This window comes from uncultured Aquabacterium sp., assembly GCF_913773725.1.
GTDB lineage: Bacteria > Pseudomonadota > Gammaproteobacteria > Burkholderiales > Burkholderiaceae_C > Aquabacterium.
On the sequence record NZ_CAJYGK010000029.1, the window covers coordinates 1 to 16,535 of the forward strand.

The window sequence follows — 16,535 nt, forward strand, 5'->3', positions numbered from 1 at the left end:
GGTGACCACGGTGTGCAACTCGGCCCCCATCTCGTTCAGGAGCGAGCCCGCCGCCAGCAACAGGTCCGGCTCGGCGCCGATGGCCACCCGCTTGCCGCCCAGATAGAAGTGCCCGTCCAGCATGGCGTCCAGCAACTGGCTGCGCTGACGGCGGTACCTTGCAGGCACGGGCCGGCCGCTGAGTTCGGACAGGGCCATCAGGAAGGCATCGTTGCAGGCCAGGCCCGTGAGCCGATCGAACAAGCGGTACGGCACCCCCGTTCGCTGCTCCAGGGCTTCGGCGGCCTCGCGCATCTGCTCGCCCACCGCCAGCGTGAGGACGGACGCGCCCATGCGAAGGATGTCGTCGTGAGAGGTGCCGCCCAGTGTGGTGCCGCGCCAGTCAGGTGGGATGTGGCCATCCAGCGACCCCGAGACGTCTGGCAAGGTGATCACGGTCAGCCCGAAGGCCTCGATGATTTCCTTGAGCTCTTCCAGATCCCCGGGAGTGAGGTGAGAGCCGGGTAACAGGTTGACCTGCGTGGCCAGCGCGGCCGCTGGCGCATCGGGTGAGCCTGTCTCGGGCACAAGGTGGCGCACGATGGCCGTCACGGCGTGCTTCCAGCCGTCCTCGAATGCGCCGACGTAATCAGGTGTCGACACGTACACCAGCGCCGTGCCATCGAGTTCCGGCTTGCGCGACCGCACCGTCGTCAGGTAGCCGTCCACGTCGTCGCCCTTGGTCTCGGTCAGGCCGGTCGAGCACAGCGCGATGATGCGGGGCGCCGCCCGCTTGTGGATGTTCAGCAATGCGGTCTCGATGTTCTCGTAGCCCCCGAGGATGGTGGTCACCTCGTTCATCGCCGTGGTCTGCAGCGGAATGGCCTCTTTGAAGTGACGCACCAGCAGCACGAGCCCGAAGGAGGTGCAGCCTTGTGAGCCATGCATGACCGGCATGCAACTGTCCAGGCCCATGAACGCATAGCTCGCGCCCAGCGGCTGGCTCATCTTGAGCGGGTTGACCGCGCAGGCCTTCTTCGATTCGACCGTCTTCGCCATGGTGTCGTCCCTTCAGGCGTGGGCCATCATCCCGGCATCGGCCTCATCCCAGGGCGCCGGAATGCGCACCTGCTGCCACACCGGGTTGTGCAAGGCCCGGTCGATCTCGTCGACCAGCTCCACCATGCCTTCGTAGCCGGCATACGGGTGATGCCGCTCCTGGTTGATGTCCAGCCAGGGCATGCGGGCCTTGAGCGCAATGAACTGCGAGCGGCCGCCGGACAGCATGATGTCGGCCCGGGCGTCGCGCAGCATGTTGTACATCTCGCGCGGCGTCATGTCGTCGATCATGTGGGCGTCGTCGCCCATGATCTCCTTGATCTTCTCTTTGTCTTCCTTGGTGGACTTCTTCACCGAGGTGCCGACGATCTCCATGCCGACTTCCTGCAAGGCAGACACCACCGACCAGCTCTTGACCCCACCGGTGATCAGCAGCACGCGCTTGCCCTTGAGCCGGGCGCGGTAGGGCTCCAGTCGCTTCCAGGCCCGTGCTTCTTCCACCTCGATGAGCCGCTCGGTGCGGTCGATCAGGTCGGCGCCTGCGCCCTGCTGAACCAGCAGTCGGGCAATCTGGCGCAGCGTGTCGCTCATGTCGCCGATGCCGTAGAACGAGCCTTCGAAGTACGGGATCCCCCACTTCTGCTGCATGCGCGTGGCGATGTTGATCATCGACTTCGAGCACACCATCATGTTGACCCTGGCGCGGTGGCTGCTGGCGACCTCGTCGTAGCGGCCGTCGCCCGAGATGCAGCTCAGCACGCGCACCCCCAGCGCATCGAGCAGCGGCCGGATCTGCCACAGCTCGCCCGACAGGTTGTACTCGCCGATGATGTTGATGTCGAAGGGGGTGGTGAACGCCGGCTCCCGGGTGCCGATCACATGGTCGAGGATGGCCTCGCCGCCCAGCTTGTTGCCCAGGTTCTTCGGGCCGGCAAAGCCCGGGCTGTTGACCGGGATCACCGGCTTGCCGAACTTCTCGCTCGCCTTCTTGCACACCGCCTCGATGTCGTCACCGATCAGGGCGGTCACGCAGGTCTGGTAGACAAAGACGGCAGGCGGGTCGTACTTCTCGATGATCTCCCGCACCGACCTGAACAGGCGTTTCTCACCGCCGTAGATCACATCCAGTTCGTTGATGTCGGTGGTGAAGCCCGAGCGGTACAGCATCGAGCCCGAAGAAGCGCTGTGCCGGTTGTCCCAGCTGTTGCCCTCGCAAGCGATCGGGCCGTGCACCAGGTGGGCCACGTCCACGATGGGCTGCAGCGCGATCTTGGCGCCGTCAAACGCGCACCCCCCGGCGGCCGCACCGGGCGACAGCTGCTTGGTGCAGCCCTTCTTGCGCGCCTTGTCGGTCTTGCCCTGGTTCTTGTCGCAGCCCGGCTCGTCAAAGACCTGGGCAATCTTCTGTTTCAGCGAGACGGACATGAGGGGCTCCCGGTTGAGGCGGTTGCCCTGTCCATTGCAGCTTCGATGCCAGCGCCGAAACCCTTTCAAATCAAGAACTTAAGCAAAAGGGCCCGCCTGAGCGAGCCCTTCAAAACCCCACAAACCCGACAAGCGGGCTGTCAGGAACACGCCATCAACCGCCCACCGGGGCCTCGGCACAGCGGCGGGCCAGGTGGGCCAGCGCCTCTTCCACCTGATCGACCAGCACCAGGCAGAGGTCACCCGGCTGCAGGCGCGACAAGGCCGTGTCGATGGCCGCGAACTCGCCGCGGATCTCCTCCACATGCTGCACGCGCTGCGCCCGGCTCAGGCCGTCACGCAGCAGCGCCAGCACCTCGCCATCCTCGCGTCCGCGCTGGCAAGCATCCTGATAGAGGAAGAAGTCGTCGAAGGCCTCGCCCAGAATGGCCGTCTGGTCCCGGATGTCCTCGTCGCGGCGGTCGCCTGCGCCACTGATCACCACCGACCGCCGCTTGGCAGGAATGGCGTTGACCGCCGACACCAGCGCCTTCATCGCGTCGGGGTTGTGGCCATAGTCCGCGATCACGGTCGCGCCCCGGTAGTCCATCACATTGAAGCGGCCCGGTGCATTGTCGGAGTCGTTCACGAAACTGGCCAGGCCGGCACGGATGACCTCCCAGTCCAGACCCGCACTCCAGGCCGCGCCGACCGAGGCCATGACGTTCTCGATCTGGAAACCGATGGTGCCGTTGCGTGTAAGCGGAATGTCGCGCAGCGGCAGGGTCTCGCGCCAACTGCCTTCCGAGACGACGATCGCCCCCTCGTCCACGCACAGGGTGCGCTTGCCCTGCGCACGGTGTGCCGCCAGCACCGGGTTGTGCGGGTCCAGCGCGAAGAAGATGATGCCACCCGGGCACTTGGGCGCCATGGCCACCACGATGGGATCGGCCGCGTTCAGCACGGCGTAGCCTTCGGGCGCCACGTTCATGACGATCACGCGCTTGAGCACCGCCAGGTCTTCCACCGTGGTGATGTAGTTCAGACCGAGGTGGTCGCCAGCGCCGATGTTGGTCACGACCGCCGTACCGCAGCGGTCGAAGCCCAGCCCCTCGCGCAGGATGCCGCCCCGTGCGGTTTCGAACACCGCCGCGTCCACATCCGGGTGCATCAGCACGTTGCGTGCGCTCTTGGGACCCGAGCAGTCCCCACTGTCGATCTGGCGGCCATTCACGTACACGCCGTCGGTATTGGTCATGCCCACGCGCAGGCCGTTGGTGGCCAGCAGGTGCGCGGTCAGGCGTGCCGTCGTCGTCTTGCCATTGGTGCCGGTCACCGCCACGATGGGAATGCGCCCGTCGTCGCCCGCCTTGTACAGGTTGGCGATCACGGCTTCGCCCACATTGCGGCCCTTGCCATAGGACGGCGACAGGTGCATGCGCAGACCCGGGGCCGCGTTCACCTCGACGATGCCGCCGTTCTGCTCTTCCAGCGGACGATGCACGCTTTCGGCCAGCACGTCCACACCGCAGATCTCGAGCCCGATGCACTGCGCTGCCGCGATGGCACGGGCGGCCACTTCTGGATGCACGTCGTCCGTCACATCGGTCGCGGTGCCGCCGGTCGACAGGTTAGCGTTGTTGCGCATGATGACGCGGCGCCCCTTCTCGGGCACGTCGTCCGGCGTCAACCCCTGCACCTGCAGCCGGGCCACGGCGATCTCGTCGATGCGGATCTTGGTCAGCGACGTGGCGTGGCCGTCACCGCGACGCGGGTCTTCGTTGACCTTGGCCACCAGCTCGCGGATGGTGTGCACGCCGTCGCCGATCACGTGGGGCGGATCGCGGCGGGCCGCGGCCACCAGGCGGTCACCCACCACCAGCAGGCGGAAGTCGTTGCCCGGCAGATAGCTCTCCACCATCACCTCACCGTACTCGGCGGCCACCTTGAAAGCGATCTCGAGGTGGTCGGTGCTGACGATGTTGACGGTGACGCCCTTGCCCTGATTGCCGTCGCGGGGCTTGACGACCACGGGCCAGCCGATCTCGGTGGCCACCTGGCAGGCGTCGGCGAAGTCGATGACCGGACGGCCCTTGGGCACCGGCACGCCGGCTGCGGCCAGCAGGCGCTTGGTGAGGTCCTTGTCCTGCGCGATGGACTCCGACACGGCACTGGTGTTGTCTACCTCGGCGGCCCAGATCCGGCGCTGCTTGCTGCCCCAGCCAAACTGCACGAGGCTGCCTTGCGTCAAGCGGCGATACGGAATCCCACGCACCACGGCCGCGTCCACGATCGAGCCGGTGCTCGGGCCCAGGCGCACATCCTCATCCAGTTCACGCAGTTCCGCGAGCGCCGCATCCACGTCGAACGGCTGCCCGCCCAGCGCCGCCTCGACCAGCTTCAACGCGTGGTCGAAGGCCTTCCTGCCCACCGGTTCCTCGCTGTACTCGACCACGACCTGGAACACACCCGACTCCACCGTGGCCGAGGTCCGGCTGAAGGTCACGGGGCAACCGGCCTGAGCCTGCAGCGCCAGGGCCACGGTTTCCAGCACATGGGCCAGGCTGATGTGCCCGGGCCGGCCATCGGGCCGCAAGGGGCCCATTGCAGGGAACAGCTCTCTCAATCGGGCTTCGAAACCGCTGAGCGCCTCGATGTTGCACTCGGCAGGCTCACATGCCACCACCGCTTCGATGGCGGTGTGGCGACTCCAGAGGTTGGGGCCACGCAGGGCCCGGATACGGGACACGTCCATGAGGATCTCTCGTTAGCGCAATGGCCTGTTCTTGTGTTCAGGACTTGGGGGCGGGATCGAAGGTCTCGAGCCCGGCACCGATGAGTTCGGGCGAGATGCCCAGCGCCCAGGCCGCCGCCACGGCCGCCAGAAGCGACCGGACGCTGGCCCCGCTGAGCGGCTGATCCGCCGCCGTGCTGGCAAGCCGGCGCGCCGCCGCCCCGTTCAGGTCGGCACACGGCACCATGACGTGGCCGTTGTGCCCCAGCACCACGTGGTGGCCGTCCACCGACACGGTGCGCCCGCCCTTGGCACGGTGGGCCACCAGCACCGGGTTGGCGTGGTCGGTGTCATAGAAGATCACCTCGCCATCGCACAGATCGGCCATCTCCACCAGGCGCGGGTCGGCGGCATTCAGCACGCCGACGCCGTCGGACAGCACCACATCGATCTGGGTGCGCAGCACCTTGAACATCTGCTCCGGCTCGTGGATGTCGTGCTCGGCCAGCGCAGGTGCCACAGGGGGCTCGGCACCAAGCAGGTCGGTGACCACCCCCACTGCGCACCGGTCATAGGCCAGGCCGTCGTTCAGGATGCTGGCCGCCCCGTTCTCGAGGACGACGGCGTTCACCTCGCGGTTCATCAGCAGGCGCTGGCCAGCGGCAAAGTGGGCGCGCTCCCCGGCTTCGACACGGCGCGTGCCCAGGAACAGGCCGTCGCGGCACGCCAGGCCCACGTGCTTGCCGCTCAGGTGCAGCAACCACGCAATCAGCCGGGCGATCTGGCTGGTGCCGACCGAGCCGGCCACCCCGACGATCGGCACCCGGCCGGTCTCGGTCTCGTCGAACAGGTGGTCGGCAATGGCCTTGCCCACCGGCCGCGGCAGCCCTTCGGCCGGCTTGAGGTGCATCAGCAGGCCCGGGCCGGCATTGACCTCCACGATGGCGCCGCGCTGGGCCGCCAGCGGCTTGGAAATGTCCTGCACCACCAGGTCGATGCCAGCGATGTCGAGGCCCACCACCCGGGCCGCCAGACCACACTGGTAGGCCACGTCGGGGTGCACGTCGTCGGTGCAGTCGATGGCGACGTTGCCGTTGCGCTGCACCAGCACACGCTGGCCCTCGGCGGGAACCGAACTGCCGTCCAGCCCCTGGCGCTCCAGCAGCAGGCGCATCGTGGGCTCGCGCTCCAGGATGATGGTCTCGAGCGGGAACTCCTCCGCCTCGCCACGACGCGGGTCGCTGTTGAGCTGGTCGTCGATGAGCTTGGTCACCGGGTCGCGGCCGTTGCCCACGATCCACAGGCTTTCGCCGCGGGCCGCCGCCACCACCTTGCCCCCGACCACCAGCACCCGGTGCTCGTCACCCGGGATGAAGCGCTCGACGATGACATCGCTGCCCTCGGCCTCGGCGACCTTGTAGGCGGCCTCGATGTCGGCGCGTTCGGTCAATTCGAGCGACACACCCCGCCCGTGGTTGCCGTCGAGCGGCTTGACCACCACCGGCACGCCGATGTCTTCGGCGGCGTCCCAGGCTGCTTCAGGGCTGTCCACCACCTCGCCTTCCGGCACGGGCACGCCACAGGCTTTCAGCAGCGTCTTGGTCAGGTCCTTGTTGCCGGCAATGCCCTCGGCAATCGCGCTGGTCTTGTCGGTCTCGGCCGTCCAGATGCGGCGTTGCGCCGCCCCATAGCCCAGCTGCACCAGGTTGCCTTCGTTCAGGCGGATGTGCGGAATGCCGCGGTCGGTCGCGGCATTGACGATGGACGCCGTCGACGGGCCCAGGTAGCAGTCGTCGATCTGCTCGCGCACCAGCTCGACGGCGGCCTTGACGTCGAAGGGCTCGTCGTTGATGGCCGCCATGATGAGGGCGTGGCCCTGCTGCAGGGCCACACGGGCCACCTGTTCGTCGCGGGCCCGGAACACCATGCGGTACACGCCGCGGCGGCTGGTCGAGCGGGTCTGCCCGAAGCCGGTCGGCATGCCGGCCAGGTTCAGCAGCTCGATCACGATGTGCTCCAGCACGTGCCCGCACCAGGTGCCTTCCTGCAGGCGCTGCAGAAAGCCGCCGCGCTCGCCCACCCCGCAGTGGTGCTCGATCAGCGCCGGCAGCCACGCCGTCAGGCGATCGTTGAAGCCCGGCAGTGTGTTGGAGGGGCAATCCTCCAGCTCGCCCAGATCGAGCCAGACCTCCAGCACCGAGCGGTACGTCCAGATGTTGGGGCCACGCAGGTAGTTGATGCGCAGGAGCGCGATGTCGTTCTTCTTGGTCATGGGGCGACAGGGGGGCGCAGGGGGGTGCAGGCGAGGCAGAAAGATGGATCGGATGACACCGGGAAGGCTGCTTCGGTCAAAATGCGACACCTCGCACGAGGGGCCGAAGCGGGGCCCCTGTGTCGGGCCAACGGATCAACATGCACCATCACCATCCTGCTGACGACGCCACCGGGCGTCGGGCTGTTACGAATCTGGCCAGCTCGGACTGGTCGCTGGCACCCGGAGAGAACGTTTTATGTCGCCTTGAGGTTGACTTGAACGCTCAACTTCGTTTTCAGACGGCCTCCATTGTCCTTTCCGACCAGCGCATCGGCACCCTCCCCCAGCCGGGCGCCCCCTGGCAGACGTGGCCCCTGACCCCGGATCTGGCCCTGCAACACCACGACCACGCCGGCGTCGGCACCCTGGAGTTGGTGTCGGCGCAAGGGCGCCTGGCCGTGTGGTATTTCACACTCGAACACCAGGTTCAGGTGGTTCGGCTGATCGAACAGTTCGAGCGCCACCAGGCTGCCCTGCACACCGGCGAGACCCCGGCCGAGGACGACAAGGCCCAGTGCCCGAGCTGCAAGGCGCCCCTGCCTCCGGAAAGCGACGAGTGCCCCGTGTGCCACCGCGAGCTGCAGACACCGCCCTCGACCTGGGTGCTGCTGCGGCTGTGGCGCTTCGCCCGGCCCTACCAGGGCAAGCTGCTGGCCGGCTTCCTGCTGACGCTGGCCTCCACGGCCGCCACGCTGGTGCCGCCTTACCTGACCATGCCGCTGATGGACAAGGTGCTGATCCCGTTCCAGAACGGGCAGGCCATCGACACCAGCCTGGTGTTGCTGCTGCTCGGCGGGCTCCTGGGCTCCGCGCTGGTGGCCTGGGCGCTCGGCTGGGCGCGCACCTACCTGCTGGCCCTGGTGTCCGAGCGCATTGGCGCCGACCTGCGCACCACCACCTACGAGCACCTGCTGCGCCTGTCGCTGGACTATTTCGGCAGCAAGCGCACCGGCGACCTGATGAACCGCGTCGGCTCGGAAACCGACCGCATCAACGTCTTTCTGTCGCTGCATGCGCTCGATTTCGCCACCGACGTGCTGATGATCGCGATGACGGCGGCCATCCTGGTCTCCATCAACCCGTGGCTGGCCCTGGTCACCCTGGTGCCCCTGCCCTTCATCGCCTGGCTGATCCACCTCGTCCGCGACCGTCTGCGCACCGGATTCGAGAAGATCGACCGCGTCTGGGGCGAGGTCACCAACGTGCTGGCCGACACCATTCCGGGCATCCGCGTGGTCAAGGCGTTCGCCCAGGAGCAGCGCGAAGCCAACCGCTTCCGGGCCGCCAACCAGTACAACCTGCAGGTCAACGACAAGCTCAACAAGACCTGGTCGCTGTTCTCCCCCACCGTGTCGCTGCTGACCGAAATCGGGCTGCTGGTGGTGTGGGCCTTCGGGATCTGGCTGGTGTCGGAAAACGACATCACGGTCGGGGTGCTCACCGCCTTCATCGCCTACATCGGCCGCTTCTACGGCCGGCTGGACTCGATGAGCCGCATCGTCTCGGTCACGCAGAAGGCCGCCGCTGGCGCCAAGCGCATCTTCGACATCCTCGACCACGTCTCGAACGTGCCTGAGCCGGCCAACCCGGTGAAACTGCCGGCCCTGCAAGGCGGCATCCGCATGGAGCAGATCGCCTTTCGCTACGGCAGCCGCTCGGTCATCCGCAACCTGAGCCTCGACATCCGACCGGGCGAAATGATCGGACTCGTGGGCCACTCCGGTTCCGGCAAGAGCACGCTGGTCAACCTGATCTGCCGCTTCTACGACATCACCGACGGGGCCATCAAGGTCGATGGCATCGACATCCGCCGCGTGGCCGTGGCCGATTACCGGCAGCACATCGGCCTCGTGCTGCAGGAGCCCTTCCTGTTCTTCGGAACGATTGCCGAGAACATCGCCTACGGCAAACCCGATGCGACCCGCGACGAGATCATCGCCGCCGCCCGGGCTGCGCATGCCCACGAGTTCATCCTGCGCCTGCCGCAAGGGTATGACTCGCTGGTCGGTGAGCGCGGCCAGGGCCTGTCGGGGGGCGAGCGACAGCGCATCAGTATTGCGCGCGCGCTGCTGATCGACCCGAAGATCCTCATCCTGGACGAGGCCACCTCCGCCGTGGACACCGAGACCGAGAAGGAGATCCAGCGCGCACTGGACAACCTGGTCAAGGGCCGCACGACGATTGCGATTGCCCACCGCCTGTCCACCCTGCGAAAGGCCGACCGCCTGGTGGTGATGGACCGTGGCCAGGTGGTGGAGGTGGGCCCCCATGACGAACTGATGGCCCGCCAGGGCGCCTACTGGCGCCTGTACGAGGCCCAGGCGCGCAAGGCCGAGCAGGATGCCCTGCTGGACGCCGAGCCGCCCTCTCCCAACGCCGAGAACCCGGCCTGACACCGAGCGCGACATGAGCGACTTCCAGATCACCCGAGACGCCTTTGGCAAGCTGGTCTACACCGGCGCGGACGGCGTGCCCCACGTCGGTGTCGTGCCGGTGCGCGCCTTCCCGATTGCCGCGCCAGACGAAGGCCTCTCCCTGATCGGCCCGGATGGCCACGAACTGGCGTGGATTCCCCGCCTCAGCGCCCTGCCCGAAGCGCAGCGCGCGCCCATCGAAGCCGAGTTGGCGGTGCGCGAGTTCACGCCCACCATCACCCGCATCCGCGAGGTCTCGACCTTTTCGGTGCCCAGCACCTGGCATGTCGACACCGACCGGGGTCCCACCGAGGTCGTGCTCAAGAGCGAAGACGACATTCGCCGACTGGGCAACGGTCGCCTGCTGATCGGCACCAGCCACGGCCTGAACCTCGCGATCCGCGACATGGCCGCACTCGACCGGCATTCGCGCAAGCTGCTCGAGCGCTTCCTCTGATCCGGTCGGGTCGCTGACGTCGGCTGCCCGTCAGTTCTCGGCGACGACGTCGAGCGCAAGAAGCTGCGCGCGCAAGGCATGCAGTGCGCGCCAGCCACCGGGCTGCGCGAACAGCGGCTCCTGCCCTTCCGTGGCCAGAACGGCCTCAGGGTCGGAGCGGTACACCCGCACCGTCTGCAGCGTCCCACCCGGGCCCGTTCGCGCCTGCAACGCGGCGCTGCAGGCGTCCTCCACCGTCACGGCGTTCGGCTCGTAGGCGCCCCGCCCCAGCACGTAGTCGGCGCGGTGCAGCGGCCGGTCCCAGCCGTACTCGTCTCCAAGCCGGCAGATGCCGGGAAAGGCCGCCCGCGCGTCGTCGGGCGGGCCTTCGTGCCCCACCAGGTCCAGCAGTTCCGCTGCCGTGCTCACATCATGGATCTCCCATGCATGGAGCTCGTCTCCCTCTGCCGTCTTGCGCAACAGGTCGTCCGCATCAAAGGCGAACCAGCACCGTGGCATGCCCTGGTGGGGCACTTCCAGCACGTAGATCATGGGGCAGCCCTACTCGACGCCTTCGGCCGCCGCCTTGGCCCAGGCCACCTTGCGGAAGCGCTCGGCAATGGCCACCGGGTCGTTGTCGAACGTGCGCCGCGCCGCGTCCAGCGCACCCTGGGCAATCGCGGCCTCGTCGTGCCGCAGCGGAATCCGCCCACCCACGTGCGTGGCCCCCGGCACCGCCCGCGCAATCGCCTGGCGGTTGGGGTGCTCGGTCAGGGGAACCAGGGTGTCGGCCTCCGGCACGCCCCCGAGGCAGAGCCAGCCATCGACCACCTCGACCTTGCGGCCGTCCATCGTCGTCTTCACATACACGGCTTCAGACATGGATACCCCTTCTCGACACAGCGGGCGGCCCGCCCAAGGTCAGCGGATGATGTCGTACGAGTAGTCGGTCTTGCCCGGCACGATGGTGTTCGCATCGAGCGTTTCGAAGTACTCGTCGAGCAGGTTCACCAGCACGCGCAGCCCGCCCTCGTAACCCCAGGTGGGATAGCGGTGGTAGTGGTGCCGGTCGAAGATCGGGAACACCATTCGGATCAGCGGGGCCCCGGTGTCACGCTCGAGGTACTTGCCGTAGGTGTTGCCGATCAGGAAATCCACCGGCTCGGTGTGCAGCAGCGAACGCATGTGCCAGAGATCGCGCTTGGGATAGGACTTGCAGCCCGCGCCATAGGGCGAGGCATCGAACACGGCCTGCATGCGTGCGGCCCACTTCTCGTCCCCGTTGGTGGCCAGCACGTGAGCCGGCTCGGCCCCCAGCTCCAGCAGGAACCGGCTCAGGCCCAGCATCTGGTCCGGGTCGCCGTACAGCGCATAGCGCTTGCCGTGCAGGTGAGCCTGGCTGTCGGCCATCGCGTCCACGAGCTGGCCGCGCTCCTTCTCGAGCTCGGCCGGCACCGGCTTGCCGGTCAGGCGCGACAGGGCCATCACGAACTCGTCGGTGCCCGCCACGCCCACCGGGCAGTTCAGCGTCACCACCTCCTGGCCCTTTTCCTTCAGGTACTTGGTGGTCTTCTCGCAGCAGAACTCCTGCATCACGATGGTCGCCTTCGCGTGCAGCGCCCGCTCCACCTCGGCCTTGGTCGTGCCGCCCTCATACATGCGGAACTCGCCGTCGGTGGGGGTGTTCCACACCTCGGACGGATCGCACAGCACGGTGTAGTCCACGCCGAACAGCCCGAAGATGCGCCGGATTTCCTTCATGTTGCCGACGACGAAGCCATCGAAGCCGCCGATGAAGTTGATCGAGTCGTTCGGCACGCGGGTCAAGGCTTCACCAGCCCCGGACTTGCCATCCCAGAAGTGCTTCAGGATGCCGAGCAAGGCGTTGTCGTAGCCGGTGATGTGGCTGCCCACAAAGGCCGGCGTGTGTGCAAACGGCACGTCGAACTCGGCCGGCACCGAGCCCTTCTGCTTGGCGTTCTTGATGAAGGCGTCCAGGTCGTCCCCGATGACCTCGGCCATGCAGGTGGTCGACACCGCGATCATCTCGGGCTGGTAGAGGTTGTAGGTGTTGGCCAGCCCGTCGATCATGTTGTTCAGGCCGCCGAACACCGCCGCATCTTCGGTCATGGACGACGACACGCAAGACGTCGGCTCCTTGAAGTGGCGCGAGAAGTGCGAACGATAGTAGGCCACGCACCCCTGTGAGCCATGCACGAAGGACATCGTCTTCGCAAAGCCGTTGGCCACAAAGACGGCGCCCAGCGGCTGACAGGCCTTGGCGGGGTTCACGACCAGGGAGTCGCGCTTGAAGTTCTTCTCCTTGTAGTCCTCGGTCTTGGTCCACTCGATGATCTGCTTGATCTTGTCATCGGTGTGGTTGAACTCGAAGGCCTTCTTGCCCTCGAGCATGGACTGGTACTCCGGTTCACGGAACAGGAACTCGTGGTCAAGGACCTTGTCTGCGCTTTGCGGCATGGTGTTCTCCTGGAAAACAGAAATCGCGGGGTTGAAGGGGGACGACACGCTCTTCGGCCGTCACCCCCGGGTCGGCATCAGGCCGCTTGCTTCCACGGCGCCTTGGTCAGGCCCCAGATCGGGCTGGAGATCGCCATGTCCATGTCACGCGCGAAGATGGCAAAGCCGTCGTAGCCGTGATAAGGGCCGGAGTAGTCCCAGCTGTGCATCTGGCGGAACGGCACGCCCATCTTCTGGAACACGTACTTTTCCTTGATGCCCGAGCCCACGAGATCAGGCTGGACCTTCTCGACGAACTTCTCGAACTCGTAGCCGGTCACGTCGTCGTAGATCAGCGTGCCGTCCTTGATGTAGTGCGTGGTGCGCTGGTAGTCGTCGTTGTGGCCGAACTCGTAGCCGGTTCCCACAACCTCCATGCCCAGGTCCTCGTACGCGCCGATGACGTGACGCGGACGCAGGCCGCCCACGAACAGCATCACCTTCTTGCCCTGCAGGCGCGGCTTGTACTTGTCGATCACGGCCTGCATCAGCGGCTTGTACTTCGCGATCACCTCTTCGGCCTTGGCCTTGATCGTGTCGTCGAAGTGGGCGGCGATCTCCCGCAGCGACTTCTCGATCATCGACGGCCCGAAGAAGTTGTACTCGACCCATGGGATGCCGTACTTCTCTTCCATGTGCCGGCTGATGTAGTTCATCGAGCGGTAGCAGTGCAGCACGTTGAGCTTGGCCTTGGGCGTGTTCTCCAGCTCGGCAATCGTGCCGTCACCGGACCACTGAGCGATCACGCGCAGCCCCATCTCTTCCAGCAGGATGCGGCTCGACCACGCATCCCCGCCGATGTTGTAGTCGCCGATGATGGCCACGTCGTACGGCGTGGGCACGAACTCGTGTTCCTTGCGGGTCTTGCCGTCGAACACCCAGTCACGGATGGCGTCGTTGGCAATGTGGTGGCCCAGCGATTGCGACACACCCCGGAAGCCTTCGCAGCGCACCGGCACGATGGTGTGGTTGTCGTACTCCTTGGACTTCTTCTTCGACACGGCCTCGATGTCATCGCCGATGAGGCCGATCGGACACTCCGACTGCACCGAGATGCCCTTGTTCAGCGGGAACAGCTCCTGGATCTCGTCGACGATCTTTTCCAGCTTCTTGTCGCCGCCGAAGACGATGTCCTTTTCCTGGAAGTCCGACGTGAACTGCATGGTGACGAAGGTGTCCACCCCCGTCATGCCGATGTAGTAGTTGCGACGGGCCGCCCAGCTGTACTGCCCGCAGCCCACCGGCCCGTGCGAGATGTGGATCATGTCCTTGATCGGGCCCCACACCACCCCCTTGGAGCCGGCATAGGCGCAGCCCCGGATGGTCATCACACCTGGGAGCGACTTGATGTTGGACTTCACGCCGCAGTCCGGCCTGCCTTCTTCAAAGGTGCCCAGGTGCTTGGCGCGCTTCTTGGCCATCTTCTCCGGATAGGCCTTCAGGACTTCATCGATCAAGGCCTTGTTGGTGGCCTTGCGTTCTTCAACAGTCATGCTCATGGTGCGACTCCGTGTGTGGATTCAAAGGGGTCCGTGGAGAGCTCGTCAGGTCTTCTTGTGCTCACGTCCTGCGCGACGGCGTTCCCCGGGGCCCGGGCGCGCGGGGCGCGGCCCGCGTGGACCGCGCCACCGCCCTCCCGGGCGGTGCTGGCGTCAGGCGACCAGCTCGGCTGCGGTCTTGCCGACCTGCGACTCATCGACGGCCTGCATGATCCCGTGCTCCATCAGCAGGTCTTCCAGTTCGTCCATGGTGATGGGGGTCGGGATGATGCCCTTGCCGGCATTACCGTGCACCTTGGTCGCCAGGTTGCGGTACTCGCCAGCCTGCTTGGAGTCCGGTGCGTACTCGATCACGGTCATGCGGCGCAGCTCGGCGTGCTGCACGATGTTGTCGCGCGGCACGAAGTGGATCAGCGTGGTGCCCAGCTTCTTGGCCAGCGACTCGGCCAGTTCCAGCTCCTTGTCGGTCTTGCGCTCGTTGCAGACCAGACCACCCAGGCGCACGCCACCGCTGTTGGCGTACTTCAGAATGCCCTTGGAAATGTTGTTGGCCGCGTACATGGCCATCATCTCGCCCGACATGACGATGTAGATTTCCTGGGCCTTGTTCTCGCGGATGGGCATGGCGAAGCCGCCGCACACCACGTCACCCAGCACGTCGTAGGACACATAGTCCACGCCGTCATAGGCGCCGTTTTCTTCCAGGAAGTTGATCGAGGTGATCACACCGCGGCCGGCACAGCCGACGCCCGGCTCGGGGCCACCGGACTCCACGCAACGGATGTCGCGGAAGCCGATCTTCATGACGTCTTCGATCTCCAGGTCTTCCACCGAACCGGCTTCGGCGGCCAGCGACAGGATCGTGTCCTGAGCCTTTGCGTGCAGGATCAGCCGGGTGGAGTCGGCCTTGGGGTCGCAGCCGACGATCAGGATCTTCTGACCCATTTCGGCCAGGGCAGCCAGGGTGTTCTGGGACGTGGTCGACTTGCCGATACCACCCTTGCCGTAGAAGGCAATCTGTCTGAGGGACATTGCAGTTCTCCAATTAAAAACTGAGGTTTGAAAGCAGGTTGCGAAGTCGCGACCCTGGAGAGCCTTCGGTGCCGTCTATCGGTCTTCTTCTGCCGTCACACTCTGGCCAGACATGGTCTGCGCATGCCCTCTACCGCAACGTCCGTGCCATGCACCGGCGACGGGGCCTTCCCCTGGATCCCCCCTCAGGAAGAAGCCCTGCGACGGCGGTTTCACCCTCACGGCGGGCATGTGGGAAAGGCGACAAAACCGCACAGCACGTCGGGAACGACACACGGTCGAGGGGCCGCGCCGACACGCCCCCAAGCAGGTCCGTCGCATGGGCAGGCCCGTGACCCTCTTGCCCCAGCGTTTCACACTGGTATGGCCCTTGCAGCCAGAGCACTGCGCTGTTCAGCTCGCTCAGTGAATGAGCCTGACGCGGACGCCTCCTGCCCATCGCCACAAAGGACCGACCATGACCGTCACCCTTGAGAAGCCCACCATCGAACAGACCGCCTTCGGGCCCCTGGAGTCGGCCAAGCGCCTCCAGAACCCGGTACACAAGGCGCCCACCCATCAGCCGGGCCGCTTTGGCTTCCGCGGAGAACTGGCACTGCGCTTTTCGGAGCAGCTTGCCGACGAGGCGCGTCCCCCCGAGCTCACCTGCGACCAGGTGATGGCCGTGGCCCAGGCCGGCGAGCCCACCATTCCCTTCTTTGCGGGCTACCTGCTGTCGTTCGAGCACCTCAAGGACGTCGCCGATGTGTTGGGCCCGGCGCTGAGCGCGGGAGGAAAGTACTTCCTGTTCTGCAACAACATCGACCTCAGCAAGAAGTACCAGGTGCCCTATAAAGGCGCGATGTTCTATGTGCTGCCCATCGACGAAGCCACGGTCTACAACGAACTGCTCGAGCTGCTCTACCTCGAAAAGAACGAACTCAAGCGGCTGGACACCGCGGCCAAGCTCGACGCCATCGCCAATGCAGCGATGAAGTACGACGTGACGTTCGACACCATCACCTACAGCGAAGGCCTGTCGCTGATGGGCCCGGTGCGCAACCCGAACGAGAACCGCCCGGTCTGACTCCCCTCCTTCTGCCTCGCCTAGGGCAAGCCCTTGGGCGTGGCACGAATCCATCCTGGAGGTTTTCCCGCGAGATGACGT

12 protein-coding genes are annotated in these 16,535 nt (G+C 66.1%); 3 read left to right on the forward strand and 9 right to left on the reverse strand.

Translation table 11 applies throughout. From position 1 onward, the window contains the following. The 4 genes from nifN to cphA (QZ709_RS02875) all read right to left on the reverse strand — a co-directional run. Positions 1–1,038, reverse strand: a 1,038-nt coding sequence (nifN, locus tag QZ709_RS02860) for a nitrogenase iron-molybdenum cofactor biosynthesis protein NifN (protein WP_294635837.1), incomplete at its 3' end; no start/stop codon positions are given. Positions 1,039–1,050: 12 nt separating this feature from the next. Next, positions 1,051–2,463, reverse strand: a complete 1,413-nt coding sequence (gene nifE, locus QZ709_RS02865; RefSeq protein ID WP_294635838.1) for a nitrogenase iron-molybdenum cofactor biosynthesis protein NifE — start codon at positions 2,461–2,463, stop codon at positions 1,051–1,053. A 154-nt stretch (positions 2,464–2,617) separates the two neighbouring features. Further along, complete coding sequence (gene cphA, locus QZ709_RS02870; RefSeq protein ID WP_294635839.1) at positions 2,618–5,197, reverse strand: cyanophycin synthetase; 2,580 nt, start codon at positions 5,195–5,197, stop codon at positions 2,618–2,620. Between the two features lie 37 nt (positions 5,198–5,234). Next, complete coding sequence (gene cphA / locus QZ709_RS02875; protein ID WP_294635840.1) at positions 5,235–7,448, reverse strand: cyanophycin synthetase; 2,214 nt, start codon at positions 7,446–7,448, stop codon at positions 5,235–5,237. 140 nt (positions 7,449–7,588) lie between these two features. On the opposite strand from cphA (QZ709_RS02875), the gene QZ709_RS02880 reads away from it, so the two are divergent. Beyond that, positions 7,589–9,883, forward strand: coding sequence for an ABC transporter ATP-binding protein (locus tag QZ709_RS02880; RefSeq protein ID WP_294635841.1), 2,295 nt, complete (start codon positions 7,589–7,591; stop codon positions 9,881–9,883). 13 nt (positions 9,884–9,896) lie between these two features. Then, positions 9,897–10,361 (forward strand): DUF1854 domain-containing protein, encoded by a 465-nt coding sequence (locus QZ709_RS02885; protein WP_294635842.1) that lies wholly within the window; start codon positions 9,897–9,899, stop codon positions 10,359–10,361. Positions 10,362–10,391: 30 nt separating this feature from the next. Here the strand turns inward: QZ709_RS02885 and QZ709_RS02890 are convergent, their stop codons facing one another. The 5 genes from QZ709_RS02890 to nifH all read right to left on the reverse strand — a co-directional run bounded on the left by QZ709_RS02890 (position 10,392) and on the right by nifH (position 15,388). Then, positions 10,392–10,892, reverse strand: a complete 501-nt coding sequence (locus tag QZ709_RS02890) for a hypothetical protein (protein WP_294635843.1) — start codon at positions 10,890–10,892, stop codon at positions 10,392–10,394. Between the two features lie 9 nt (positions 10,893–10,901). Further along, complete coding sequence (locus QZ709_RS02895; protein ID WP_294635844.1) at positions 10,902–11,222, reverse strand: hypothetical protein; 321 nt, start codon at positions 11,220–11,222, stop codon at positions 10,902–10,904. Between the two features lie 39 nt (positions 11,223–11,261). Beyond that, on the reverse strand, positions 11,262–12,818 hold the full coding sequence (gene nifK, locus QZ709_RS02900; protein WP_294635845.1) for a nitrogenase molybdenum-iron protein subunit beta: 1,557 nt from the start codon (positions 12,816–12,818) through the stop codon (positions 11,262–11,264). A 77-nt stretch (positions 12,819–12,895) separates the two neighbouring features. Continuing rightward, the gene (gene nifD, locus QZ709_RS02905; RefSeq protein WP_294635846.1) at positions 12,896–14,356 is read right to left on the reverse strand and encodes a nitrogenase molybdenum-iron protein alpha chain; all 1,461 of its coding nucleotides are present in this window, start codon (positions 14,354–14,356) and stop codon (positions 12,896–12,898) included. 153 nt (positions 14,357–14,509) lie between these two features. After that, positions 14,510–15,388: a nitrogenase iron protein gene (nifH, locus tag QZ709_RS02910; protein WP_294635847.1), complete on the reverse strand. Its 879-nt coding sequence runs from the start codon at positions 15,386–15,388 to the stop codon at positions 14,510–14,512. Between the two features lie 457 nt (positions 15,389–15,845). Here nifH and QZ709_RS02915 point away from each other — a divergent pair, with 457 nt between their 5' ends. After that, the gene (locus tag QZ709_RS02915) at positions 15,846–16,454 is read left to right on the forward strand and encodes a hypothetical protein (protein ID WP_294635848.1); all 609 of its coding nucleotides are present in this window, start codon (positions 15,846–15,848) and stop codon (positions 16,452–16,454) included. Positions 16,455–16,535 lie beyond the last annotated feature (81 nt).